Origin of the sequence: Rheinheimera texasensis DSM 17496, assembly GCF_000711985.1 — a bacterium.
Taxonomy (GTDB): Bacteria; Pseudomonadota; Gammaproteobacteria; order Enterobacterales; family Alteromonadaceae; genus Pararheinheimera; species Pararheinheimera texasensis.
In genome coordinates this window covers 46,540-71,528 of record NZ_JONU01000015.1, presented here as the reverse complement: position 1 = coordinate 71,528, position 24,989 = coordinate 46,540, and the positions used below count along the sequence as shown (strand labels likewise).

Below are 24,989 nucleotides of genomic sequence, written 5' to 3'. Positions count from 1 at the left end.
GGTCTGTTAATCGGCACCAATCCGCGCTTTGATATCGTTAATCAGCGGGGACTGGCCCATGCCATTGGCATTGGCCCAGTTTTCCAGATCTTCAGCCTGTAACGACTTGGCTGGCATCTGTTTGACGAAGAATGAACCCACTTCGTATGCGTCGCTGCGCATAGCGAATTTGATCAGCGACTCTTTGTTACATTGCACGGCGTCATAGATTTTCCGTAAATTCAGTTTGTTATCTGACAACAGCTTACGGATGCGGTTTTTATCGTCAGCTTTGGTGTATTCACACAACGACACACCCCATTGTTCCTGCGCCTGAGTCAGTGGTGCGGTAAAAGCAGCGACAGATAAAACAACTGCGGCGGTCAAAAATTTCTTCTGCATAACAACCTCTTGTCAAAATCCATTCAGGGATCAAACCGAAGCATTTCAGCAATGCTTTGTGCAAAGTATTGGCCCTTTCGTGCGATTGGCAAGTCAGAACGCTGCTATTTCCGTGCTTTCCGGTGCGACTGCAGAAAAAAACTCCAAAATTCAGAAATTTACAGCAACAATCAAACATCGCATTTACATTGATTGCTGCTGTCCGGCCTCATACGCTGAAGGATAAACTCTGGTTATCAGCCGACTGACTGGCTGTTGCGCCATAAGTTTTCATCAGCTGCATCAGGGTTTGTTGCAAGCGCAGCTGACTGCTGTCTTCGGTACTTGCCGTGGTGGTAGTGCTATCCGTCTTTGACTGGCTTTGTTGTTTAAGCGCCTGCGCTTCCTGCATTGTCACTTTGCCATCTTTGTTGGCATCAGCGCTGTCGAACTGATCGATGATCGATTGCAACCCGGCGGCCGCTTTGCTGTCGGTGCTGCTGAGCTCTTCCACCATCGCGCTCAGTTCATCAACAGTTTTACCTTCATCTTCGCCCGGCGGTGGCCCCATCGGAGGCATCCCTTGTGGACCACCACCTGGCATACCAAATTTACCCTGTGCGTTATACAACTGCTCAGAGACTGAAGTACTGAATTCGTCACTGGTTAACTTACCGTCCTGATCGGCATCGAGCTGGCTAAACCATTCGGCACTTTGCCCATCGTCAGCCGACTGCTGCAACTGGCTTAACGCCGCACTGAAATCGGCCTGCTCTAAATAACCTTTTTGCTGCGTGTCGAGTTTTTGAAACACAGCGCCGGCATCGGCTTTGATTTGTTCCTGACTGAGCTTCGGCGGCTGCTGCAGCTGCCGGTTGGCCCACAGGCTCTGACTTTGTATTTGCATCTTATTGCTCCTTCGTCACGACGGACCCAGTGTCCGCCGCCAAGTCCTGCAATAGTGCCGCCGGAAGGTGTTGAGATGTGTCAGGCGAAAGTAAAGTTAACGCAGCAACGATGACCGGCAGCGGCCAAAACCTAGCCAAAACATGGCCATCATCAGGCATTTTGCGGCAATATAGCGGTTCGCTGCTGCGTTGGCAGCGACAGTGAGTGCCGGCACAGCGTCAGTGCGGCAATTCATTGCCCCCGTGACAAGGCAAGCGGATCTCCACCAATAATCCGGCCGGTGCAGAGCCATTAGGTTGCCACAAATTTTCTGCGCGGATCTGGCCGCCGCAGGTATGAACCGCGCGTAACGCGATACTCAAACCAAGTCCGACGCCATCATTCGTTTTGTCAGCACGGAAAAACGGGTTAAACAGCAGCGGTAATAATTCAGGCGCAACACCGGGGCCGTTATCGCTGATCTGCACCACCAATTCACCGTCAAGACACTGGCTGTCGACCCGGATAAAAGCACCAGTGCCGGCGTACTTAATGGCATTGCGCACCACATTTTCTAGCGCACGATACAGCAGCTCAGCATCAGCCCGTACTATGGCAACCGGATTCTGCACCAACACCAGCAGTTGCTGCCGGTTTTCGGCCTCGAGCGTCGCATCGGCGCAAATCGAATCCAGCAGTTCATGTACTGGCACCGCTTCGAGCCGCGGCTGAACTTCACCACTTTCTAAGCGGGAAAACGTCAGGATCTCACCGACCAGCTGGTCGAGTCGCGCCGCCTCCGCTTCGACTTTGTCCAGCGCGTTGTCCAAATCCGCCGGATGCTGCCGTACCAGACCAATCAGCAACTGCAGGCGCGCCAGCGGTGAGCGCAGCTCGTGCGACACATCGTGCAGCAGCCGGCGCTGCGAGACGATGGCCTGATACACCTGTTGCGCCATCTGGTTAAAACTACGGGCCAGCGCACCAAATTCGTCGCGCCGGCCGGTCATCTCGCTGCTGAGCTGCGTCTGCCATTGCCGCTGCGGCAATTCACTGAGTGCCACTTTAAGCTGCCGTACCGGTGCAGCAAAATACCAGGCAAGGCCCAGACTTGCCGCGATGCTGGTCACAATCACCGCCATCAGCAGGAATAACGGATGAAACCAGAACGGCGGCAGCGGCGGTGGCGCGCCCCGCTCGCGCGGGCCGGTATCTCGTGGGCTCAGGCGTTCCTTCATGGCAAAAGAGCGCTGCTGCCAGAAATTGTCTTTATTCACCAGCACCAGTTGCAACGGCTGACCGGCAGCCTGCACCACCAGATGTTTGGTCCGCGGGTTTTGCCCGATATCAGCCGGCACTTCGCGGCCCAGCAAGTCAGCGCCGGTCGCATCCAGCACCAACAGTTGTTCCCGCGCCATGGGGTCGTCCTGCCAGTTTTGCACCAACGTACGCAATAGCGGCACACCGCCGGCATCAATCAGTTGCTGGGCATTTTGCAGAAAAAACCGGCCTTGTGGACTTAATAGCGCCCGGTTTTGCTCGGGCGACTGACTCAGCTGGTTCAGCGTGAACACAGCACCAAAAGCCAGGATGAGCGCCAGCCAGAACGCCAGCAGGAATTTCCAGAACAACTGCCCCATCGGAGTTACACCTTATAAAACGTACTTATGCACTGTACTTATGCACTGTATTTGAGCCACTGGTAACCTTTACCGCGTACGGCTTCGATCCAGGGTTGTTGATCTGGCCGCGGCCCAAGTTTGGCGCGGATGTTGGAGATATGTACGTCGATGCTGCGATCATACTGCGACAGCGTTTTGCCAAGCCCCTGTGCCGACAAATCCGCTTTGCTGACAATCCGACCTGCCTGACTCACCAGCAGCCACAGTAGGCTGAATTCAGCACCGGTCAATTCCAGCGCTCTGCCATACACCGAAGCACTGCGATTGGCCGGCGTCAGTAATAACGGGCCTTCATGCAGCTGCAAATCAGGCTGCTGTTGCAACTGCACACGGCGTAGGATGGCACGGATGCGGGCAACCAGCTCGCGCGGCAGACAGGGTTTGGGCACATAATCGTCGGCGCCGAGTTCAAGACCAACCACGCGGTCAATATCATCACCACGCGCGGTCAGCATCAGCACCGGTTTGTCACTGACCTGCCGTAAGCGTTTTAATAGCGAGATGCCATCTAACTGCGGCATCATCACATCCAGCACCAGCAAGTCATATTGCTGTGCCAGCGCCATTTGCAGTCCGGTCAGACCGTCATTCGCCACTGCGACGCGAAAACCTTCCCGTTGCAGGTAAGTTGCCAGCATAGTCGTCAGTTCTTTGTCGTCATCGATTAACAGTAATTGCGCCACATCGTCACCCATTTTTGTAGCAAACTGCCTGCTATGACCTATTTTAACGAAAAGGGTGCCCGGCGCCGCAGCAGCTTTACATAACTATACCCAGAGCGTGTGGCGCTGACCGACTACATTCACAGCGGATCAGGCTGAGAATGCGGCAACCCAAGGCTATGCACCCGGCGCAGCCAGTTTTCCAGCTCTTCAGCCGGTAGCGGTTTGCTCAATAAATAACCCTGCACATCATCGACATCAAGCTGACGCAGCTGATGCAGCTGACCGGCAAGCTCCACGCCTTCGGCGACGACACGTAACCCCAGACTGTGGCCGAGCACCACCACCGAATGTACGATGGCGCGGTCATCAGGGTCAGTCAGCAAATCACGCACAAAAGAGCGGTCGATTTTCAGTTTATCCAGCGGAAAGCTTTTTAAATAAGCCAGACTGGAATAGCCGGTGCCAAAATCATCCAGTGCCAGACTGACACCTAAACTGCGGATCTGCTGCAGCAACACACGACTTTGCTCAACCTGATCAGCCAGCACAGATTCAGTCAGCTCCAGTTCCAGCAAGGCTGGTGGTACGCCATGCTGTGTCAGCGCCTGCTGCAGCTGGCGCAGAAAATCAGGATGGCGCAGCTGAACCGTGGAAATGTTCACCGCAACCCGTAAATCCAGCCCTTGCTGACGCCAGCGCGCCAGTTGTTTTAATGCCTGTTGCAGCACCCACTCACCCAGTTCCACGATAAAACCAGAATGTTCAGCCAGCGGAATAAAACGCGCCGGACTGACAAAACCGAGCTGCGGATGTTGCCAGCGCAACAGGGCTTCCACGCTGATGATTTGTTCATCAGCCAGTGATTGCACCGGCTGATAATGCAGGCTGAACTGGCCGGCATACAAACCACTGCGCATGCCATGCTCCAGTTGCAGCCGGTCTTGCAACGACTCTGACATCTGCGGATTGTACAGGCTATATCTGTTACGGCCGGACGCTTTGGCGGCATACAAGGCAATATCGGCCATCCGCTGCAGCTCAGCAAAACTGAGGCCATGCTGCGGAAACAGCGCGATACCGATACTGGGGCTGACCTGCAGCATCCGTTCTTCGACGGCAAAGGCTTCTGCCATTAATAAAATCAGTTGATGCGCCGTTTGCAGCACATCGTTTTCGGTGCGGCTTGGTCTTATCAGAATAAATTCATCGCCGCCGGGCCGCCCCAGCAGGTCCTGCGTCGTTGCCAGCATTTTCAGCCGGTCGGCCACTTGTTTCAGCAAGGCATCGCCGGTGTCGTGCCCCATAGAATCGTTGATATGCTGGAAGTGGTCCAAATCGATATGATAAACCGCCAGCTGTTGCTGTTGCTGTAAAGCGCCAGCCAGCATTTCCCGCGCTTTGTCCTGCAAAGCCGCCCGGTTTGGCAGCCCGGTCAGCTGGTCGACAAAGGCCAGCTGCAGTATTTGTTGTTCGTACTGGCGATGCTGGGTCATATCGTCGACAGTACCGATCATGCCGTCAAAGCGACCGTCTTTAAGCAATGGCACCAGCCAGCCACTTAAGTAAAGTTGGCGGCCACCTGGCGTCTGAATAGGTAAAGCTTCAAACCGCACCGGCGTCAGGCCATGCATAGCGCGGTAATAAAAAGGCCGGAAATGCTGCAGCGTTTGTTCAGGAAAATCGGTCAGAATGTTTTTTTCCAGCAGCTCAGGTTCTGCCATCGACATCAGCCGGCTCAGGCCCAAATTGACATAAATCAGCTGATGGCGCGCATCCCCCACCCAGACACCAGTGACGACTTTGCTGAGCACAGTTGCATAAAAATCCTTCAGCTGGCTGACCGCCAAATCGGCCTGTTTCAGCGCGCTGATATCGGTATTACTACCCACCATCCGGCTGGCCCGCCCCTGCGCATCCCGTTCGATCACGCGGCCCTGACTTAATACCCAGAGCCAATGCCCAAGTTTATGTTTTAAGCGAAACTCAACCTGATACAGCGGGTCTTCGCCTTTTAAATGCCGTACCAGCGCCGTGCGCGCTGCAATAGCATCATCAGGGTGTAACAAATCTGCCCAGCTATCGAAATTTTTGCCAAGCTCAGCGCTTTGATAGCCCAGCATCATTTCGGCCTGGCCAAAAAACTGCACAGAATTCTGCTGCAAATCCAGCTGCCAGATGCCAAGGCCAGAACCTTCCAATGCACTGTTGATATGGTCGCGGGTGCGGGCGCCTGATTGCTGTAAAAACGCCAGTAAATAACTGAACAGGCTCATCACCAGGATATAACTACTAATGCTGAACAAAGCCTGCATTGGCTCTGGATCAGCAAAAATCCCACGGCCCTGAATAGTCCCAATCACCGCAAGGCTGGTGATCACAGCGACATTCACTGAGGCTGCCCACAGCCCCTGTCGCAGCACTGTCCATAACAACATCAGCAGTGGAACAAACAACAAAGTCGGTGACCAGTCGGCCACATCCGGCAGCCAGAACACTAATAAGGCACTCAGCGCGGAACAGCTCAATACAGTCCAGAACCGCCAGCCGGATAACAACTGCCACTGGCTGCGCTGGAAACACAGCAGCGGAATACCAAACACCAGCACGCCAAAGCTGTCACCAAACCACCAGGCCAGCATAGTGGAAAACCACAGCGCATCGCTGACATAACCGCTAATCCAAAGCTGGCTGGCACCATTGACCGAGGTGATGAGTGTGCCAAGACCTATCGAGAACAGTAAAAACCAAATCAAATCGCGGGCATTATCCAGTTGATAACGCAGTTTTTTTGCAGCAAAACAACGGACGGCCAGCGCAGGCCCCAAGGCATTGCCAAGGCCCAGCGCAATACTGCTGGCCAGTGGCAGGCCCTGGAATAATGTGAGAATGATGACGCTCGCGGCAATCGCGATGCTGTAGCTGTAACCGAGCCGCCAAATCACGGCGATAGTAAAACCCGTGGCCGGCCAAATCAGGCTGATATGTTCATTAAAAAACGGCACCTGCAGGCCGAGCCAGCTCAGCGCCAGATGACAGGCACAGACCAAAGTCATGGTCAGCAACCGGTGTTGGTTAAACCAGGATAGAGCAGGCATGGCGGGTAACAACGGCACTGAGTATATCCCCGGCTGAAGCTGTCAAAACTTCGAGTATAGCTACAGTGGACGCCGGCGTAAAAGGGAACGGGATCACATCCTTGATGGCTGCAGATCCCGTGATAAAGCTAAATCCCGCGTTGGCGGATTTGCTCCAACAGTACTTCAGCGCTGCTGACTTCAAAAGTCTTGGGTGCGTCCAGATTTAATAATTGCACCACTCCATCGACGACTAACATGCTGTAGCGCAGTGAACGGATGCCGCCAAAATCACCACTGTCGGTGGTCATGCCTATCGCGCTGGCAAATTTTCCGGCGCCATCGGCGATAAACTGCACATCGCCGGCCTGTTGTTGTTTGCCCCAGGCGTCCAGCACATAAGCGTCATTGACGGCCGTACAATAGATCCGGTCGACACCAGCCTGAAAAAACTGTTCAGTCAGCGCGATAAAACCAGGCAAATGTGCCGCGCTACAGGTTGGTGTGAAGGCGCCTGGCAGGGCAAACAAAGCAACAGTTTCACCGGCAAACAGCTGCGCTGTGGTTAAAGTCACCAAACCATTATCGGTCAGGCGCTGAAAGTTGGCCGCAGGTAAGGCCTGACCAACTTCAATACGATTGTCACTCATCTAAACTCCGTCAGTTCGAACAAAACTTAACCACCAAACATCAACATGCCTTAAAAACCAGCGTTGACATACACATCAAATCTGTTGTTTTTGCCTTCAATACTCATGGTCGGTTTTTGCCCGGCCAGAAAGCCTGCGTAACCCGGCCTTTTCACGACCACCCGGTGCGTCGCCAGCGCCAGCGCCGGTGCCAGCAACGCATCAGCATCGTCGTCGGCACCAACCACGTCATGAAAGGCCCGCATTTCTTTTTTCACCAGCGCTGATTTCTCCCGTGGTGGAAACATCGGGTCAAGAAACACCACATCGGCCGGCGGCAAAGTGCTGAGGGCCTGTAACGCACTCAGATGCACCAGCTGCATCCGAGCGGGCAACCAGTCGGCCGTTTGCGCGTCCAGTGCCGCCCGGCGCAGGCCATCCGCCAGCAGCGCCGCTACCGCCGGATTGCGTTCTACCAGCGTGACATGCGCACCTAAACTGGCCAGCACAAAAGCGTCGCGGCCAAGGCCGGCGGTGGCATCAATGACGTGCAGCTGCGGCTTTTTACCCAGTCCGACCGCTTTGGCAATGCCCTCACCTTTGCCGCCGCCGAATTTACGCCGGTAGGTCGCGGCACCGCTGGCAAAATCGACCAGAATATCGCCTTGTTTGGGCAAATCAGCATTTCTTAGCACCAAAGCACCGTCCTGCAGCGTCAGAAACCAGCCCTGCGGCACTGTTGTTTCCGGCAACAAAAATGGAGCCAGCAAGGCCTCGAGTTCTGCTTGCTGCGGGCCTTCGAGCCCGGCTCGATACAAAGTTGTCTGAGTCTGCATCAGTCGGCCTGTGCCCGGCTAAAACCGACGCGGTTGTCGCCAACACTGAGCGACACAATCTGGCTGATTTGCTGCAAAGGCCGGCCGGATTGTTGCTGCCAGTCGTTAAACTGCGCCTGAATTTTTTTCAGACTGCTTTGACTGCTGAGGCCCCCGTCAATCACCTGATAAGCGCGCAGATAAGCTTCCACATCCTGACTGAGTAAAAAAGTGTCTTTACCCATAGCCCTCAAACTATAAGCGCCGGTATTACCGCCAAGCCGGGCCCCACGTTTTTTCAACAGCGCCCATAACTCAATAATGCGTTCCCCCGGCCACTGTGCGATCAATTCGACAAAAGAGCCGTGCTCCTGCTCCAGCTCATGGATCATCAGCGCATTGGCCTGAATACTCAACACTTTGCCGGCGTTGCGGATAATGCGTGGATCTGCGGCTTTTTCTGCCAGCATTTCATCCGACAACAGCAGGATTTTTTCCGGCACAAAGTCAAAAAACACCTCACGAAAGCCTGGCCATTTTTGCTCTACCACCCGCCAGACAAAACCACTCTGGAATACTTTTTTGCTAAAGGCGCTAAGCCAGTCGGCATTGCTGTAACGCTGTAATTGCGCGGGACTGAGCGGCTGCCCTAATAAGGCTTCCAGCGCCGCTGTGCCGCCTTTTCGCTCAGCAGCGCGTTGATAAATACTGTTGAATTGTTCGACCATCAGACTCTGTTCCTGTCAGTCCTTCAAAAAGTATCGCCGGTGCCGCTCGCCACACAAAAACCACCGACTAAAGCCACGCCAGGCTCAGGTACTACAGCGCAATCTGACACCAGACCGAGCCGCTGCTGTTCAGCCTGCATCAGCTGGTTGTAACGTGATACTTTTTGCAGCAATGACGTTTCATCCAGCCCTTGCGTGGAATAAATCAGGTAAGACGCCGGCCCGCCGCAGGGTTTATGGCCAAAGCCAACTTTTTTGCACTGCGCCGGCTCGCTCGCCGCGGCGGTGCCGACCATGGCTTTGATCTCAGCAAACAACGCGGCAGATTCGGCGACATGGTTGGCCGTTGCGGCCGGCACCGAGACCGGCGCTGCTTGTGGTGGCGTTTGTTGTGGTGGAATTTCTTGTGGAGGGAGTTGCGCCATCACAGGCTCCTTCGAAGTTGCAGGCGCCGCAGCGCCTGTGTTTGGTGCCGGGCTGCAGCCAGCAAGCCACAAACCGCTGCTGAGCCAGGCCGCCGCGTACAGCATCGCACTCAGTGTCGGGCGCGATGTCATGCCGCAATGCCCATATGCCGTAATAAGGCGGCATTGGACGGCTCACGGCCCCGGAAGGCTTTAAACAGTTCCATAGGCTCGGCGCTGCCGCCACGCTCCAGAATGCAATGCAGAAAATCCCGGCCGGTCGCGGCGTTAAAAATACCCTCTTCTTCAAAACGGCTGAACGCATCGGCCGACAACACTTCGGCCCACAGATAACTGTAATAACCGGCGCCATAGCCACCGGCAAAAATATGGCTGAAGCTATGCTGGAAGCGGTTAAAGCGTGGCGGCACTATTACCGACACCTGGCTGCGCACATCGTCCAGCAGCTGCTGCACCCGACCACCTTGGGCTGGGTCATATTCCGCGTGTAAACGGAAATCAAACAGGGCAAACTCAAGCTGCCGCACTAAGAACATCGCGCTCTGGAAATTCTTTGCCGCCAGCATTTTATCCAACAGCGCCTGTGGCAGCGGTTCACCGCTTTCATAGTGACCGGAAATAATCGCCAAGGCTTCCGGCGACCAGCACCAGTTTTCCATAAACTGGCTCGGCAGCTCGACCGCATCCCACGGCACGCCGTTAATACCGGCAACAGCACTGGCATCGACCTGCGTCAGCATATGATGCAAACCATGGCCAAATTCGTGGAACAGCGTCACCACTTCGTCATGGGTAAACAGCGCCGGTTTGCCACCGACCGGTTTGTTGAAATTACAGGTCAGATAAGCCACCGGATGCTGCAGACTGCCGTCGGCGCGATGGCGGCGACCCTGACAGTCGTCCATCCAGGCGCCACCACGTTTTTTCGCCCGCGCGTATAAATCGAGGTAAAAACTACCGCGCAGCGCACCGCTTTCATCATGAATATCAAAGAACTGCACATCCGGATGCCATACATCGACGCCAGCGCGCTCTGTGACTGTGACACCGAACAGTTTGTTCAGTACGGTAAACAAACCGGCCAGCACTTTTGGCTGTGGGAAATATGGCCGCAGCAGTTCGTCATTGATGGCATATTTCGCCATTTTCAGTTTTTCAGCGTAATAGGTTACATCCCAGGCATTCAGTTCACCGACACCATATTCAGCTTTGGCAAATGCCGTGAGCTCGGCCAAATCCTGCTGCGCCTGCGGTTTAGCACGACGGGCCAAATCTTCGAGGAAATCCAGCACTTGTTGTGGGCTTTCGGCCATTTTGGTGGCGAGTGATTCTTCCGCGGCGTTATTAAAATCAAGTAATTGCGCCAGTTCGTGCCGCAGTGCCAGCGTTTCTTCAATCAGCGGGCTGTTATCAAACTGACCGGCGGTCGGGCCTTGATCCGAAGCGCGGGTGCAGTAGGCGCTGTACATTTCCTGCCGTAGCGCGGCATTGTCGGCATAGGTCATCACCGCAATGTAACTGGGGAATTCCAGCGTAAACACATAACCTTCAACTTCACGCGCCTGCGCCGCTTCCTGTGCTGCCAACAAGGCATCTTCCGGCAAACCGGTTAATTCTGTGACATCAGTGACTTGCTTAAACCAGGCTTGGGTGGCGTCCAGACAATGATTCGAGAAGGTGGACGCTAAATCCGAACTGCGGCTCTGAATTTCGCCGTAGCGTTGTTTTTTCGCCTCCGGCAGGCCTATGCCGGACAATTTGAAATCGCGCAGTGCGTTCTGAATGACTTTTTGCTGCGCCGGCGTCAGCGTGGCGTATTCAGCACTTTGTGCCAGTTCCTGATAAGCCTGATACAAGCCTTCATGCTGGCCGACCCAGGTGCTGTAATCAGATAACAGCGGCAGGCAGCTTTCGTACGCTTCCCGCAGTTCCGGTGACGACAGCACCGAATTTAAATGCGAGACCGGCGACCAGAGCCGGCTTAAATGATCAGCGCTTTCTTCAGTGGCGCACAAGCTCTGCCAGCTGACCGGCCGGGTGGCCACTGCCTGCTCCACTGCAGCTCGGCAGCGCTCTAAGGCTTGTTCAACCGCCGGCTTGACCGCATCGGGCGTGATCTGACTAAAAGGAGGTAAACCGGTAAATTCTAAAAGGATGTTGCTCATAGCGAACCTGCAAAGTCGAAGCGCCCGCACACCGGGCCGGAGATAAACATATAATGGGGCAGCACAGCGCGCATCTCAAGGGCTGGCACAGATCCAACGGCCCGGACTACCGGTTACTTAAGGCTTGCTGGGTCTGATTCACCGGCAAAGCTTCCTGGGCTTGCTGTTTTGCCAGCCAGCGCGGCACGTCAGCCGCCGGCATTGGCCGGGCAATCAGATAGCCCTGTACGGCGTCGATGCCGTTTAAGGTGAGGAAATCCAGCTGCCGCTGCTGCTCGACGCCTTCACAAATCACTGTCATCTCCAGCGCTTTACCCAGCTTGATAGCACCAGCCAACAGCTGCTCGCGGTGAGTATCCAGCATGGTCAGCAGCGCCATATCAATTTTCAGTTCGCTGACCGGTAAATTACCGAGTTTGGTCAGCATCGACTGCCCGGCACCAAAATCGTCCATCACCAGAATGCTGCCAGCCTGTTTCAGTAACTGCAGCGACTTGTGCACGGCGGGGGAATCGGGGGCCAGCGCGCTTTCTGCCAGTTCAAACTTCACCCGCTGCGCCGGCGGATATTTTTGTTCATGCTGCAGGATGCTGTTGATCAGCGCCGGATTTTCTAAATCCTGCGCCGACAGGTTCATTGAGATTGGCAATCTGATTCCCAGTTCCAGCCACTGATTCTGCACTTTACGCACTTCTTTATACACCCAGGCGGTGATAGTACTCATCAACCCTGCCTCTTCCGCCAGCGGAATAAACACGGCCGGCGATACCGGGCCAAACTGCGGATGTTGCCAGCGGATAAAGGCCTCGGCACCAAACGGCTGCTGCGTATTCACCTGCAGCAACGGCTGAAACAACAAACTGAACTGGCCGGCATTACAGGCGTGCGCCAGCCCTGCCACCAACGCCAGCCGATGCCGGCTGTCTGCGCCAAGCTGATGTTGATAGCCAAGGTGCCCGGCAGTCTTTTGTACAAAAGTAATTGCCAGCGCTGCATGCGCTATCAGCTCTTCCGCGTCCTGACCAAACTCGCTGCTGACTGTGACTGAGGCATAATGCGGTTTAAAGTCCGGCGTAAAGCCATCGACGGTGAATTTCTGATGCAGCAGTTTGCGGATGCCGGTCAGCACCGGCACAAAATCTGTTTGCTGGACTAACAGCGCGAAACGGTCCGTCGCCAACGAAAATAAGGTCTGATGGCGCGCCGCACCAAGACTCACCACCGCAGTGCCGTGGCGCTGGCATAACACCAGCAACGAGTCGACGTAGGCATTGACTATCGCAGTCGCCTGCCGCCGGCCCAGCACCGCTTCAATCCGGCTATATTGCTTAAATTCGAGCAATAACAATCGGTAACGCGACCTGTGCTGCTGCAGCTCATGATTGAGCAGTTCCACCAGCGCCAGCCGCGACCCCAGGCCATAAAAAGGCGCGATTTTCGAGCGGTTCAGTTCCAGCTGCTGTAGTTTACTGAGCTGCTCGTTACGCTCCAGCAAGGCTTGTTGCACTTGCGCCTGCCAGGCTTTTTCCAGATAAATGCCGAGCACCAGACTGCTGGTCATCAACACAGCAGCCAAAGTGGTCCCCAGCTCCAGTGCTGAGCGTGTTAGTGCCGATTCGGCGATAAAACCCAAAGCGCGCAACGCAGCCAGCACCACACTGAGCATCAGCACCGACATCGGCAACAAAAACAACACCGCTTTGCGCCGCTGGGTTTTCAGCATCCACAGCCCCGTGATTAACGTCGCAAGCACACACAGCTGCATCAGATACACCGCCAGCTGTTTCAGCTGACTCTGCCAGGCATAAGACTGCAACAATGCACTAATTTGCGTCGCCGCAAACAACAACACCGCCGATGCCATCAGCAAGCCAAACAACCGTGCTAACCAGCCGGCTTTCAGCTGAAAGTAACTGCGGACAAAACCACTGCAGCTAAATACTGCAAGCGGTAAACACCATTCAGTCAGACGGTTCCAACCCGGTGTCTCTGGCCACAACCACTGAAAAGGCAAGCCGTTGAGCTCAGCCTGCACTGCGGTGATACACAGCAGCAGACCACTAAACAGATGCAGACTGTGCTGACGGGTCACAGTTGCCAGTAATACCGCGAGCAATGCGGCAAATAACAAGATACCGAGGAAAAAACTATGCAACATTTGCTGACGCGACGCTTGTTGCAGCGCTGCGTCTTTCGCCACATAACGCAGTGGCAACACACTCTGGCCGACATTATTCAGCCGCAGTAGTAGTTCGGTTTTGTCCTGTTGCCAGCTGGCTTCAACCGGGAACATCAGGCTGCTGACCGGGATCAGCCGGTTAGCAAAAGGTCGCTGGTCGCCAGTCAGCATCTGCAGTTGCAGCTGATCGTCGGGCTTCAGCAGATAAAAATCCACTTCGTCCAGAAAGGGGGCATCGAGCGATAACACATAATCATCCCGCGGTTCCAGCACCAGCCGGAACCAGAGGGTGCCAAGGCCATAGCCGAGCGGCCGCCCCGGATCTGCTAGCAATTGCCAGCGTTCAGGCGGGATTTGTCGGGCTTGCTGCGGGCTTTGCACCGCAGCGTCCTGTAACAACCAGACCTGTACCGGCTGCGGCGCCAGGTCGTCACGGCCACTGCCAAACATCAGAGACAGGCACAGGGCGACTACAGCCAGCAATACCAGACCGCTCAGCCACAACGCTTTGGGCAGGACCAGCGGTGATTTCAAAGTACCCACTCCGGCACTGCGGTTAATTCAATGGTTTTTCCATGCTGAAGGTTTGGGAGCTGTAGCGATATTTGCCATAGGAGGGACATTTTTTAAAACCTTTATGCAGATAAAAGTTCAGCGCTTTACTGTTGATGATGCGTGCAGTGGCCAGCACTGAACTGAACCCCTGGCTGCGCGCTTTTTGTTCCAGATAGTGTAACATGGCCGAACCAACACCAGGCTCACTGGAATACATCCGTTTGATTTCGGCCCGGTTGGCATCTTCGCGCCGCAACAGACCACAACCAACCGCATGACCATCATGCCAGGCCACCACAGCAAGCAATAAACCGGCTTCCTCAAAGCTGAGCTTTTCCGGTTCCTGCTCCTGCGAATGGCCTAAGGCGTCAGCCAGTTTGGCAAACAAGGCCAACAAGGCCGGATCTGTCAGTTCCACTTCGGTCATGCGATACATACAAAGCTCCGCTTATTGCGGTCCGGTCGTCTCGACTGGCGCCATGATTTGTTGTAATTGCGCGGTCAGCGGACCAACCAGCGCCTGATGCTTCTGATGAATGTAGTGATACATCGGTAATTGTTCCAGTGCTGGCAATACCACCTGCAGCTTTAAGTTTGGCAACTGCCGCAAAACATATTCGGCTTCAGCCCTCGGCAAAACCGCCACATCAACCCGGCCTTTGGCCACATACTGCAACGCCTGTTCCAGCGTCAGCGCCGCAGTCAGTGCTTTGACCTGATGTTGTTTTAACCGCGCCTCCACAGACAACATGCCTGCCATGTAACTGACCCGCAACGATGGCAAATCAGCCCATTGCGCCGGTTTGAGCTGAGGGTCACGGACAAATGCCGTTAACTCCAGCTGATAAACCTGCACCGGAATGCGGATTAGCTCGGGGATCACTTGCTGCAAACTCGCCGCAGCAGCCAGATTGCCATCGACCAACACACCACGGGCCGCTTCGAGACGTAATCTTTCCAATGGCATGGTTTCCAGCTGCATCTGCAGACCAATATTCTGATAAGCCTGTTGCAGTTTTAATACCAGCGGATGCTGCGGCGACACTTGTGTCAGCGTGCCGATATGCATGACGGGCTGAGCTGCCGTAGCCAGACCACAGAACAGGCTGAAACCACCCAGCAAAGCACCAAACCTGAGACATCGCAGCCATTTGTTCCATTTCACCCCGTGCTTATCTCCATTCGGCGCAGTTTGCCTGCCATTGGCTGCAAAAAATTCGTGATATTGTCACAGTATTTGGCATACTCGGGACACCCATTCCAGAGATAACCATAGTCAAACTTCTGTGCCAGAGGACTCCACGATGAAAAAAACTCTTGTTGCGACCACAGTCGCCACTGTATTGGCATTAGGTGCCTGTACGGACAATAAACCAGCCGCGCCAGAGCAAAAAGCTGCAGCACCGGCCGAAGCTGCAGCCGCCAAAACTGAAACAGCACCGGCCGCAGTAGCTGCTGAGAATCCGTTACTGAAACGCAGCTCGCTGCAATATCAGGCGCCGGAATTCGACAAAATCAAAACTGAGCATTTCCTGCCTGCCATGCTGCAAGGCATTGAAGAACATGCCAAAGAAATCGAAGCGATCGCCAACAACGCTGAACCTGCGACTTTTGAAAATACTATCGTGGCGATGGAAAAAACCGGCGACTTACTCGGCCGCGCCAGCGGTATTTTCTTCAACCTGTCAGGTTCAAACAGCAATGCTGAGATCCTGAAAATCCAGGCTGAGATCTCACCAAAACTGGCAGCGCACAGCGACAACATCAACCTGAACCCAACGCTGTTCGCCCGCGTCAAAGCGGTGTATGACAACCGTGCCAGCCTGAACCTGGACCCGGAATCGCTGCGTCTGACTGAAGTGACTTATGAGCGTTTTGTCCGCGCCGGTGCACTGCTCAACGACGAACAGAAAACCCAAATTCGCGCCCTGAACGAAGAAAGTTCAAAACTGACCACTAAGTTCAGCCAGAACCTGCTGCAAATCACCAAAGACATCGCGATTTTTGTTGATGACAAAGCCAAACTGGCTGGTTTCTCAGACGCTGAAATCGCTGCCGCCGCTGAAGGCGCCAAGGCCAAAGGTCAGGACGGCAAGTATGTGATTGAAATCACCAACACCACGCGTCAGCCAGCGTTAGCTCAGCTGGAAAACCGCGAACTGCGCCAGCAAATCTGGGAAGCTTCGGCTTACCGTGGTACCAAAGGCGAAACCGACAACCGGCCAATCGTCGCCCGTTTAGCGCAAATACGTGCCGAACGCGCCAAGTTACTCGGCTTTGACACCCATGCGCATTTCTCGCTGGACCAGAGCATGGCGAAAAATCCAAAAGCGGTGATGGACATGCTGGGCAGCATGGCGCCGACTGTGGTGGAAAACACCAAAAAAGAAGCGGCAGCTATTCAGGACATGATCAAACAGACCGGTGGCAATTTCGAGCTGCAACCATGGGACTGGGAGTTCTACGCCGAGAAAGTGCGTAAAGCCAAATACGATTTAGACGAAAACGAAGTAAAACCATACTTCGAATTCAACCGCGTGTTACATGACGGTGTGTTCTACACCATGAACAAACTGTTTGGTATCAGCTTCAAAAAACGGCCTGACTTGCCGGTGTATCACCCGGACGTTGAAGCTTATGAAGTGTTTGACGCTGACGGCACCAGCCTGGCAATTTTCTACGCCGACTACTTTGCCCGTGAAGGCAAACGCGGTGGCGCCTGGATGAGCTCTTTTGTCGAGCAAAGTGAACTGCTGAACGACAAGCCAGTAGTGGTTAACGTGATGAACATTCCAAAAGGCCCGGCCGGCGAACCAACGCTGGTCAGCTATGACAACGTCACCACCATTTTCCACGAATTAGGCCACGGCTTACACGGCATTTTCTCCAAAGTGAAATACCCGACGCTGGCCGGTACTTCAGTATCGCGTGACTTCGTTGAATTCCCGTCCACCTTCCAGGAAGACTGGGCAGCGCACCCGGACGTGATTGGTAACTACGCCAAACACTACAAAACCGGTGAGCCAATCCCGGCCGAACTGCTGGCGAAAATCATGAAATCACGCAGCTTCAACCAGGGTTTCGACACGCTGGAATATATGGCCGCGGCATTAGTCGATATGGAATGGCACTCTATTCCGGCCGGCACCAAAATTGACGACGTGGAAAAATTTGAAGCCGACGCGCTGAAAAAACACGGCGTAGATTTAGCGGTTGTACCACCTCGCTACAAGTCGACTTACTTCAGCCACTCGATGGGCGGCGGCTACTCAGCCGGTTATTACGCTTATATGTGGTCGGAAATTCTGGCAGCTGACGCCTTTGCATTCGTGCAGCAACAAGGTGGTCTGAAGCTGGAAAACGGCGCTAACTTCCGCAAAAATATCCTGTCGGTCGGTAACACCAAAGATCCAATGGAAGCTTACAAAGCCTTCCGCGGCAAAGAGCCAACCACTGATGGTCTGCTGATCCGCCGTGGCCTGAAAGCACCGGTGAACTAAGCAACAACGTTTGCTGTGAATACCAAGGGGACTGCGGTCCCCTTTTTGCTGCCCAATAGAAAACGCTGTGGACTTGATCTGCCTCAAGCCATGCCGACGTAGTGTCACCTAAGCTTCAACTGAACATCTGGTTTTGCTTCTTGCCAAAACAGCTCACCCATCTGTTCGTTTTCCTGTGAGTAATCTTGCCCGGTCTCTGTCCCGGGCTTTTTTTAGCTGAAATTTTGCATCAGACTGACAGCACAGGCCCCTTTGAGCTCCGCACGGCTGCATGTACACAGATTTGATCTGCTGACTGCGCTTCCACTACAAAATAGCCACCTGCTGATGAGAGCTGCTGCACCTGCAGGCGAGTCGTGCCCGACCGGGCCAGCCAATAAGGTGCTAGTGAGCACTGGGCTGAACCCGTCGCCAAGTCTTCGTTAATACCGATATTGGGGGCGAAATAGCGCAGCACATAACCCGTGATGGTTTGCCCATCAGCCGCAAACAGCGGTGCCGTCAGAATAGTGGCATGATAAGGCTGCAGTTGCCGCAGCGCGGCAAAATCCGGCACAAAGGCTTGCACCTGCGAAGCAGTTTCCAGCACTAAAATCAGATCGCGGGTGGCGAAGCAATCGGTCAGGACTAAACCTTGCGCTGACAAATTCAGTCTGTCTGTCATCTGCGCGAGCGTCACAGGCTTTTGCGCTGGCCAAGCTGGTAAACACATCGCATAAGCTTGATGGCCGGCAGCAAGTTCCGGCAATAACAGCTTACTGCGCGTGATGCTGATGTCGCCAAAGCGGCTGGTGAGCTTTGCATCAGGCCATGCCGGACCTTGTTCCAGCACAACAGCGCCAGCCGCCAGACTGCCATGACCACACAAATTGATTTCCTGAGTGCCGGCAAACCAGCGCACCGGAATGGGTTGAGGTGCCGTTTGCGCCGGCGGCAACAGCACAAACGCTATCACCGGCACCGATTGTGTCGCTGCAAACGTCTGCAACACTGAATCTTCCGGCCAGGTGGTCAGGACACAAACAGCCGCCGGGTTGCCGCTGGCTACGTCACTACAAAATACATCCAATACAAATGCTTGCATATTCTCCATTGCACCTGTTCCTGTGATTTTGCACTATAGCTTATGCTTCGTGTGCGCCCGCAGCTTAGCAAAGATGTGTTGGACAACCACGACAAACCTGTCGTTTTGCCGGCTTTATTTTCAGGAGTCCCCCTATGCCTTACCTGCTGGAACAGCAAACCCCCAATGTCGCAGACTATTGTCACTTAAGGGTTGCCACTGGCCTCAGTCCAAAAGCACCGGAAGCGGCCCGGATTGGCCTTGCAGCGACTTTATTTGCGGTGCAAATCCGCTTTGAAGGCCAGGTCATTGGCATGGGCCGGCTGGTTGGCGATGGTGCCTGTCATTGCCAGATTTGTGATATTGCCGTGCTACCGCAACACCAGGGCAAAGGCCTTGGTAAACAAATCATGCAGGCGCTGATGGATTATGTCGACAGTCAATTGCCGGACAGTTGTTACGTCAATTTGATCGCCGACGGCGATGCGAAATTTCTCTATCAGCAGTTTGGCTTTGCCGACGTGGCACCGGCTTCGATTGGTATGGGATTGACGCTGCCGCGTGAAAGAACGGGCGATTTTCAGCACTGAGTAATGCTTTAACCGGGCAGCGCGAACTGGCGCTTCGCCGGCTTTCCACTAGGCTTGGATCCAGCTAACAGGCTCGCAGCGACCTTATCCGCTGTTTGCAGATGTTTAGCTGAAACCGGAGCGCAGCCATGAACCAAAGTGCATCGATTAATATTCAATCTGGCCAGCTCAATCTGCGCCAGGCGCCGGACAGCCAGAGTGTTATTGTCGCCCGGCTCAGTAAAGACCGGCCGGTGCAGGTGCTGGCCGAAGCGGGTGACTGGTACCGTGTGCGCGCCGGTAATCAGGAGGGTTATGCCGCCAAAGCCTACGTTGCGTTGTCGTCACCGTTGCCACCAGCTAGCCCAGTGCCGTTGGCCAGTGCCGCTGCTCCAACCTCAGGCACTGATGATTTTCAGGTTGAAGCCGGTCAGCTGACTTTTGACGCCGAAGGCATGGAACAACGCGGTCGTTATTTCAGCCGCCATCCGCATGTGCCAACGGACAGCTCAGGCGTGACGCTCGGCCGTGGCTACGATATGCGCGATAAAACCCCGACAATGATCCAGGCCGATTTATTGGCCTGTGGCCTCAGCACCACTGCCGCTGCGCAGTTTGCTAAAGCTGCCGGTTTAAGCGGGGCGGCCGGGAAATCATTTATCACCCAGAACAACCTGAGTAATTTTGAAATCAGCCCCGGCCAGCAAAAATTGTTATTTGCGCTGACCTATCAACAAATGGTCAGTGACGTGCTGCGTATTTGCCAGAAGCCAGATCTGGTCAAACGTTATGGCGCAACCGACTGGGCGGCATTACCAGCCAAAGTACGGGATTTGGTGGTGGATTTACGCTATCGCGGCGACTACACACCGTCGAGCCGTGAGCGACTGCAGCCGTTGCTGGTCGCCAACAACAGCGTCGGCATCCGCCAGCTGATGGCAGACGAAGCTTATTGGTGCGGGCCGGAGAAAGTACCGCAGGACAGATTCCGCCGCCGGCGCGATTATCTTGGCTGAATCGGTCAGGTCCGGGCAGTACCTGCGGCCGCACGGTACTGACTGGGCGTTTGCTGCAGCTCTTTTTTAAACGCGGTATAAAAAGACGATTTGGCGTTAAAACCAACGTTCATCGCAATGTCCAGCACAGTCAAATCGGTATCCCGCAGCTGGCGGGCTGCTGCTTGTACCCGATAGCGGTTCACGTAATCAAAAAAATTCAGCCCAAGCCGCTCATTCAACGTTTGCGAGATGTAATTGGCGGAGCAACCGATGTGCCGCGCCAACCTGGGCAATGACAGCGCCGCATCCAGATACAGCTCGTCCTGCTCCATAGCCTGCTGCAACTTATTGGCAATACTGGTGGCCTGCTCTGCGCCCAGTGCTGAACGCTGATATTTACCTTCAAAGACCGCCTGCAGCACTTCCTGCAGATCTTCGGGCGAGGCAGGTCCTTGTCCTGGCAAATCAACGCGCTCAGACTGTGCCAGCATGGCAAACCCGGGTTTTTGCCGCAGCCCCCACAGCGCCAGATACCAGACCAACAGCAACACCAGCACATCTTTGAGCAGCAAGCCTGAAGGCAGCGGCGCCACCAGATTGTCATATAGCAAGGCAGTAGCAAAGAGACCGCCACCAGCAGCCACAGCCAGCAACAAGCCGTTAATCCAACGCGCTTCTTCCTCTTCGGTACTGGCGAACAGCTGGCGTAGCTGCGCCCGGTACTGCTGTAGCCTTCGCATCACCCGATGCAGATAAAAACCAGCCTGTAGCACCCAGCCAGTGACCAGCAAAAACGTAATGATGGCAAGGCCATATACCAGATAACGCAGTGATGCAGCGACCTGCAGTAAAATATCCTCACGGCCTTCAGCCAGCAGCGCATAGCGCACGTCGCCGGGCAACAGTAATGTCAGCAGCACAATGCCAAGACACAGTCCGGCCAAGGCAAAATGTGGCCATTCGCAGCGACTAAAGCGCCAGCCGGTGCTGCTGGTAATGCCTTTGACATAACACCAAAATAACGGAGGAAGAAGATACAACGCCGGCAAGGCCAGCATCAGGGCCGGCACACGCAGTTCCGGCGCCAGTGCCGCCAGCACCGGCTGACAAATCAACACAGCGACGGCCAGCAGGCAACCAGCTAATGCCAGATACATCTGCTGTTGCCGGGCACGCAGCAATAGCAGATTTATGCTGAACGCAATCACCGCCATGGAGCTGCAGGTAAAAAAATAGCCCAGCGGATTTTCAGTCAAACCTCACCTCAGTGCTTTTATTTATCTCTTAAAATCATACAGCTATTTATTGAGCAGCCGTCCAGGCCTGCAGGGGCGGACAGCTGAAGTCCGGGCCTGTGGTACCGGACGACAGCTTCGGTGCCCTGCTGCACAGTCAGTGAATCCAAACTGCAAAGGAACTCAAAATGCTGATAGCTCATGATGCGCAATCCAGTCCCCCTGCTGCAACCCACGCAGCCCAGTGGCCACTGGTCGTGACTTTATATCTGCTGCTGGCCGTGCCCGGCATTCCGGCGCTGCTGATCATCGTGCTGCTGTTGTGGCAGTCGTGGTTACCCGCTGAACTGCTCAGCCTGCTCAATCCGCGGTATCTGCAGACACCGGCCCCGATTCTGCTGCACGCGGGCACTGGCGTGCTGTTTTTTCTGACTGTACCACTACAGTTCTCCGCCCGGCTGAGACAGCGGGCGCCGCGCTGGCACCGGAACAGCGGCCGGGTGGCGCTTGGCAGCGGCTTGCTGATGGCCGCTTCCGGCGTCTGGATGCATCATACATTGACACCGGCTGACCTTGGCCCACGTTATGTGGGTTTGTGGGCGCTGAGCCTCTGCATTATTGGCTGTTTCAGCATGGCGTTTTACCGGGTGTGCCAGCGCCGTTTTGTTGCCCATCAGCGTTGGATGTGCCGGGGCTTGGCAGCTGTCCTTGCCACCTTAAGTGGTTTATTGCTGGAACTGATTGCAGCTTTAACCCTGGGACAACTCGATGGCTGGCAAACCGCGGTCAGCGCATGGCAACACGATTATGCCCGACTGCTGGCATTGAGCCTGAATTTGCTGATACTGGAAGCGTATTGGCGGCGCCAAACGACGCCAGAGCTGCATGTCGCCAGCCAGCACGAACTGACCTGAGCCAACAAATTTACCAGACCTTTACCTGTTTTTGACTATATGCAGCGGAAACTTCTGCCACACTGGCAGCAGTCAAGACCATACAGGGAGTCAGGGAGATGCCGGTGCAGCAAAATATCATCAGCACTGTGATTGTGGCGTTCTGTCTGGCTGCTTGCGGCGGCAGCGGAAACCCGACACCTCCTACCCAACCACCACAAACCAGCTGTGACCTCAGCGCGCTGGAACAAAGCCTGCGCCAGCAGGCAACAACGCTGAAAACCGACACTGATTTTACCTTGTTACTGGAACGTTTTGACGGCCGCAGTTTTAGCTATTCGCGCGGCGGGTCCAGCGCTGTGACATCTTATGAATCCGCTTCGACGTCGAAATGGGTCAGCGCTGTGATCATTCTGCGACTGGTGGACAGCGGTGTGCTGAAACTCAGCGACACTGCCGCCAGCCGACTCAGTGACTGGCCGTTAAGCATCAGCCATCCGCTGTCGCAAATGACCTTGCAGCAACTGCTGAGCTTTACGTCAGGCCTCACCGAAGAGCCTTTGTGTCTGAATTTACCTGGCGCCGATTTTGCTCAATGTGTGCGCCAAGGGCTCAGCAACAACAGCGCTAATGGCCGACTGCCCGGCAACGTCTTTGATTACAACGGCCTGCATTTACAAGTCGCCGGGCTGATGGCCATTCGCGCCGCCGGTGTTACCGACTGGCAAGCGCTGTTTCGTCAATTCACGCAGCAAACCGGCTTATTCAGCACTGCACGTTATGATCTGCCGTCTGCCAGCAATCCCCGCCTCGCCGGCGGTATGCACTGGACAGCACAGGAATATCTGGATTTTCTCAGAGCCTTACAACAAGGCAAATTATTATCCGCCGCATTGCAGCAACAAATGCTGGCGAATCAACGCGGCAATGCCACAGTGCTGAATTCCCCGGCGGTCAGCGGTTTTGGTGCTGACTGGCCTTATGGCCTGGGGCATTGGCTGGAATGCAATAGTGGCCAATGTACCAGTGCGCAGCGGCATTCCAGTCCGGGTGCTTATGGCGCTTATCCACTGATCGACTATCAATACAGCTATCTGGCGATGCTGGCCCGTGAAGGCCAGCTGGGTAGTTTTGTCGAGGGGAAAGCTGTGGTTGATGCGCTGACACCCGCCATCCAGGCCTGGGCTGGCTGCAAGATCTGAGCGGAAAAGCTCTGGCCCGGCCCGGGCCACCGTTCAGACCAATTGCAAAAACCCGCTATACAATAGTTTTTCCACCAGCACTAAACGCACATCGTCGCCGATAGGCCCTGGAATGTCTTTGACTGTAAATTGCGGCGTCTGGCGGATAAATTCCATGCTGTCGGCCACCGCCGGGTGCACCAGCAGCTGATCGCCAGGGAAACGAAAATCAAGGATATGCGCCTGCACATTGACTTGTCCTATCGCCAACGGTGCGTGTTGCACTTTGGTTTCTCGGCTCATTGGCGGTATGCCCGTTTTGGGCTTATCAAGCTTCGGCAATTCCATCAGCATGCGGGCCTGACGGTGCGCCAGTGCCGCTTCAACAAAACCGGGTTGCTGGCACAGCTGCAGCAGCCGCTCCAGACCGGCCCGCATTTGTGCGCCGGCCACATCCAACAGCTGGCCATGCGACAGTGCATCAGCGCGGCCGGTCAGATTGGTCCGCAATGGTTTTTCAAAATCAGCCATGTAGTCCAGCGCGCTGCTAATGGCTTCACGAATGGTCACAGGCACAAAACCAATCGAAATATGCAGCGATTCGCCGGTGGACTGCACCGTGTGTGTACAGCCACGCGGCAGATACAATAAATCACCGGGTTTGACATCATACACGCTGTGGGTACCAAGCGGCGGCACGCTGGCTCCCAGCGCTTTCCATTTATTTGGCAGTTTTGGCGGCTCGTCCGAGATAAACCAGCGTTTAGTACCAACCAGCTGAATCGCAATCACATCGACTTCATCATCATGTACCGGCGCTTCGGCACCGGTCAGGCTCCAGAACAACACTGTGCTGGCCGGATTGCCAAACAACAGCGTCAGCGCCCGGTTCAGCTGCGCCAGTTCCGGCGTAGCATTGGTGACATCGGGAAAACGTACCGTGTAGTCATTGGTGTGATATTCGGCAAGCAAAGCCGCAAACGCAGCGGCGTCAGGTACGGCACGGGGTTTGGGCGCAGGCACCTGTGCCTGGCGAATATGGCAGGTCAGCGTAGCTGCGTATTCAGCAAAGTGACTGAGCAGCAACGACTTCGGATCTTCACCCAGCAACTTTCGAGCCGACAGCGCTGTATCCGCCGGCAGTAACACTGGCCGCCGGCTGACTACTTCCTGAAAAAACTGCTCGTAACTCAGTGGATGCAACACCTGGGCGAGCAGGTCACGGGCTTGGGCAAGGATCATCGGAATACTCGGTCAATATGGCAACGACGCTCATCGCCGCGCCTTCAGGGATGGCCGTATTCTTCAGTGCTTTAACTGATTAATCAAGCGGTCAGTCACGGTTGGATACAACAACGCCGGCAAAAGCCGGCGTTGGATTCTCG

Annotated in this window: 21 protein-coding genes; 5 read left to right on the top strand and 16 right to left on the bottom strand. The window is 54.9% G+C overall.

The annotated features are described in order from the left end of the window. Nucleotides 1-6 precede the first annotated feature (6 nt). The 13 genes from Q399_RS0109885 to Q399_RS0109820 all read right to left on the bottom strand — a co-directional run bounded on the left by Q399_RS0109885 (nucleotide 7) and on the right by Q399_RS0109820 (nucleotide 15,330). Nucleotides 7-381: a DUF3718 domain-containing protein gene (locus Q399_RS0109885; protein WP_031568195.1), complete on the bottom strand. Its 375-nt coding sequence runs from the start codon at nucleotides 379-381 to the stop codon at nucleotides 7-9. A gap of 208 nt (nucleotides 382-589) precedes the next feature. Beyond that, nucleotides 590-1,267 (bottom strand): EF-hand domain-containing protein, encoded by a 678-nt coding sequence (locus Q399_RS0109880; RefSeq protein WP_051685891.1) that lies wholly within the window; start codon nucleotides 1,265-1,267, stop codon nucleotides 590-592. Between the two features lie 220 nt (nucleotides 1,268-1,487). Further along, nucleotides 1,488-2,888, bottom strand: coding sequence for a sensor histidine kinase (locus tag Q399_RS0109870; protein ID WP_031568192.1), 1,401 nt, complete (start codon nucleotides 2,886-2,888; stop codon nucleotides 1,488-1,490). A gap of 38 nt (nucleotides 2,889-2,926) precedes the next feature. Beyond that, entirely contained in the window at nucleotides 2,927-3,613 is a 687-nt protein-coding gene (locus tag Q399_RS0109865; RefSeq protein WP_106388979.1) for a response regulator, read from the bottom strand. A 119-nt stretch (nucleotides 3,614-3,732) separates the two neighbouring features. After that, nucleotides 3,733-6,648 carry a bifunctional diguanylate cyclase/phosphodiesterase gene (locus Q399_RS21510; RefSeq protein WP_169739311.1) on the bottom strand — a complete coding sequence of 972 codons (2,916 nt, stop codon included), beginning with the start codon at nucleotides 6,646-6,648 and terminating at the stop codon, nucleotides 3,733-3,735. A 170-nt stretch (nucleotides 6,649-6,818) separates the two neighbouring features. Then, nucleotides 6,819-7,319, bottom strand: a complete 501-nt coding sequence (locus tag Q399_RS0109855) for a peroxiredoxin (protein ID WP_031568188.1) — start codon at nucleotides 7,317-7,319, stop codon at nucleotides 6,819-6,821. Nucleotides 7,320-7,369: 50 nt separating this feature from the next. After that, nucleotides 7,370-8,134, bottom strand: a complete 765-nt coding sequence (locus tag Q399_RS0109850; protein WP_084164250.1) for a class I SAM-dependent methyltransferase — start codon at nucleotides 8,132-8,134, stop codon at nucleotides 7,370-7,372. After that, on the bottom strand, nucleotides 8,134-8,841 hold the full coding sequence (locus Q399_RS0109845; protein ID WP_031568186.1) for a DNA-3-methyladenine glycosylase I: 708 nt from the start codon (nucleotides 8,839-8,841) through the stop codon (nucleotides 8,134-8,136). Before Q399_RS0109845 ends, Q399_RS0109850 begins: the two co-directional genes overlap by 1 nt. A 23-nt stretch (nucleotides 8,842-8,864) precedes the next feature. Continuing rightward, a complete protein-coding gene (locus Q399_RS0109840; RefSeq protein ID WP_157836268.1) occupies nucleotides 8,865-9,266 on the bottom strand; it encodes a hypothetical protein in 402 nt (133 codons plus the stop codon). Between the two features lie 128 nt (nucleotides 9,267-9,394). After that, nucleotides 9,395-11,431 carry an oligopeptidase A gene (gene prlC, locus Q399_RS0109835; RefSeq protein WP_031568184.1) on the bottom strand — a complete coding sequence of 679 codons (2,037 nt, stop codon included), beginning with the start codon at nucleotides 11,429-11,431 and terminating at the stop codon, nucleotides 9,395-9,397. A gap of 106 nt (nucleotides 11,432-11,537) precedes the next feature. Then, a complete protein-coding gene (locus Q399_RS0109830; protein WP_157836267.1) occupies nucleotides 11,538-14,144 on the bottom strand; it encodes an EAL domain-containing protein in 2,607 nt (868 codons plus the stop codon). 22 nt (nucleotides 14,145-14,166) lie between these two features. Then, nucleotides 14,167-14,601 carry a GNAT family N-acetyltransferase gene (locus tag Q399_RS0109825; protein WP_051685888.1) on the bottom strand — a complete coding sequence of 145 codons (435 nt, stop codon included), beginning with the start codon at nucleotides 14,599-14,601 and terminating at the stop codon, nucleotides 14,167-14,169. A gap of 12 nt (nucleotides 14,602-14,613) precedes the next feature. Next, a complete protein-coding gene (locus tag Q399_RS0109820; RefSeq protein ID WP_031568180.1) occupies nucleotides 14,614-15,330 on the bottom strand; it encodes a substrate-binding periplasmic protein in 717 nt (238 codons plus the stop codon). A 139-nt stretch (nucleotides 15,331-15,469) separates the two neighbouring features. Here Q399_RS0109820 and Q399_RS0109815 point away from each other — a divergent pair, with 139 nt between their 5' ends. Further along, on the top strand, nucleotides 15,470-17,665 hold the full coding sequence (locus Q399_RS0109815; RefSeq protein WP_031568179.1) for a M3 family metallopeptidase: 2,196 nt from the start codon (nucleotides 15,470-15,472) through the stop codon (nucleotides 17,663-17,665). Nucleotides 17,666-17,894: 229 nt separating this feature from the next. Here Q399_RS0109815 and Q399_RS0109810 read toward each other — a convergent pair whose 3' ends face one another. Then, entirely contained in the window at nucleotides 17,895-18,758 is an 864-nt protein-coding gene (locus Q399_RS0109810) for a PhzF family phenazine biosynthesis protein (protein ID WP_051685887.1), read from the bottom strand. A 125-nt stretch (nucleotides 18,759-18,883) separates the two neighbouring features. On the opposite strand from Q399_RS0109810, the gene Q399_RS0109805 reads away from it, so the two are divergent. Together Q399_RS0109805 and Q399_RS0109800 are read left to right on the top strand one after the other, a co-directional pair. Then, a complete protein-coding gene (locus Q399_RS0109805; protein ID WP_031568177.1) occupies nucleotides 18,884-19,318 on the top strand; it encodes a GNAT family N-acetyltransferase in 435 nt (144 codons plus the stop codon). Between the two features lie 128 nt (nucleotides 19,319-19,446). Beyond that, nucleotides 19,447-20,313 (top strand): SH3 domain-containing protein, encoded by an 867-nt coding sequence (locus Q399_RS0109800; protein ID WP_051685886.1) that lies wholly within the window; start codon nucleotides 19,447-19,449, stop codon nucleotides 20,311-20,313. A 5-nt stretch (nucleotides 20,314-20,318) separates the two neighbouring features. Here the strand turns inward: Q399_RS0109800 and Q399_RS21505 are convergent, their stop codons facing one another. Next, on the bottom strand, nucleotides 20,319-21,551 hold the full coding sequence (locus tag Q399_RS21505; protein ID WP_051685885.1) for a helix-turn-helix domain-containing protein: 1,233 nt from the start codon (nucleotides 21,549-21,551) through the stop codon (nucleotides 20,319-20,321). A gap of 167 nt (nucleotides 21,552-21,718) precedes the next feature. Here Q399_RS21505 and Q399_RS21500 point away from each other — a divergent pair, with 167 nt between their 5' ends. Further along, on the top strand, nucleotides 21,719-22,444 hold the full coding sequence (locus tag Q399_RS21500) for a DUF2306 domain-containing protein (protein ID WP_031568174.1): 726 nt from the start codon (nucleotides 21,719-21,721) through the stop codon (nucleotides 22,442-22,444). Between the two features lie 104 nt (nucleotides 22,445-22,548). Continuing rightward, the gene (locus Q399_RS0109785; RefSeq protein WP_157836266.1) at nucleotides 22,549-23,625 is read left to right on the top strand and encodes a serine hydrolase domain-containing protein; all 1,077 of its coding nucleotides are present in this window, start codon (nucleotides 22,549-22,551) and stop codon (nucleotides 23,623-23,625) included. 33 nt (nucleotides 23,626-23,658) lie between these two features. Here the strand turns inward: Q399_RS0109785 and Q399_RS0109780 are convergent, their stop codons facing one another. Then, a complete protein-coding gene (locus Q399_RS0109780) occupies nucleotides 23,659-24,846 on the bottom strand; it encodes a JmjC domain-containing protein (RefSeq protein ID WP_031568171.1) in 1,188 nt (395 codons plus the stop codon). Nucleotides 24,847-24,989 lie beyond the last annotated feature (143 nt).

Coding starts and splice junctions, on each gene's coding strand:
- Q399_RS21500 (WP_031568174.1), top strand. CDS start 21,719: ATGCTGATAGCTCATGATGCGCAATCCAGTCCCCCTGCTGCAACCCAC.
- Q399_RS0109840 (WP_157836268.1), bottom strand. CDS start 9,266: ATGGCGCAACTCCCTCCACAAGAAATTCCACCACAACAAACGCCACCA.
- Q399_RS0109780 (WP_031568171.1), bottom strand. CDS start 24,846: ATGATCCTTGCCCAAGCCCGTGACCTGCTCGCCCAGGTGTTGCATCCA.
- Q399_RS0109885 (WP_031568195.1), bottom strand. CDS start 381: ATGCAGAAGAAATTTTTGACCGCCGCAGTTGTTTTATCTGTCGCTGCT.
- Q399_RS0109805 (WP_031568177.1), top strand. CDS start 18,884: ATGCCTTACCTGCTGGAACAGCAAACCCCCAATGTCGCAGACTATTGT.
- prlC (WP_031568184.1), bottom strand. CDS start 11,431: ATGAGCAACATCCTTTTAGAATTTACCGGTTTACCTCCTTTTAGTCAG.
- Q399_RS0109825 (WP_051685888.1), bottom strand. CDS start 14,601: ATGTATCGCATGACCGAAGTGGAACTGACAGATCCGGCCTTGTTGGCC.
- Q399_RS0109870 (WP_031568192.1), bottom strand. CDS start 2,888: ATGGGGCAGTTGTTCTGGAAATTCCTGCTGGCGTTCTGGCTGGCGCTC.
- Q399_RS21510 (WP_169739311.1), bottom strand. CDS start 6,648: ATGACTTTGGTCTGTGCCTGTCATCTGGCGCTGAGCTGGCTCGGCCTG.
- Q399_RS0109850 (WP_084164250.1), bottom strand. CDS start 8,134: ATGCAGACTCAGACAACTTTGTATCGAGCCGGGCTCGAAGGCCCGCAG.
- Q399_RS0109845 (WP_031568186.1), bottom strand. CDS start 8,841: ATGGTCGAACAATTCAACAGTATTTATCAACGCGCTGCTGAGCGAAAA.
- Q399_RS0109855 (WP_031568188.1), bottom strand. CDS start 7,319: ATGAGTGACAATCGTATTGAAGTTGGTCAGGCCTTACCTGCGGCCAAC.
- Q399_RS0109880 (WP_051685891.1), bottom strand. CDS start 1,267: ATGCAAATACAAAGTCAGAGCCTGTGGGCCAACCGGCAGCTGCAGCAG.
- Q399_RS0109815 (WP_031568179.1), top strand. CDS start 15,470: ATGAAAAAAACTCTTGTTGCGACCACAGTCGCCACTGTATTGGCATTA.
- Q399_RS0109810 (WP_051685887.1), bottom strand. CDS start 18,758: ATGGAGAATATGCAAGCATTTGTATTGGATGTATTTTGTAGTGACGTA.
- Q399_RS0109800 (WP_051685886.1), top strand. CDS start 19,447: ATGAACCAAAGTGCATCGATTAATATTCAATCTGGCCAGCTCAATCTG.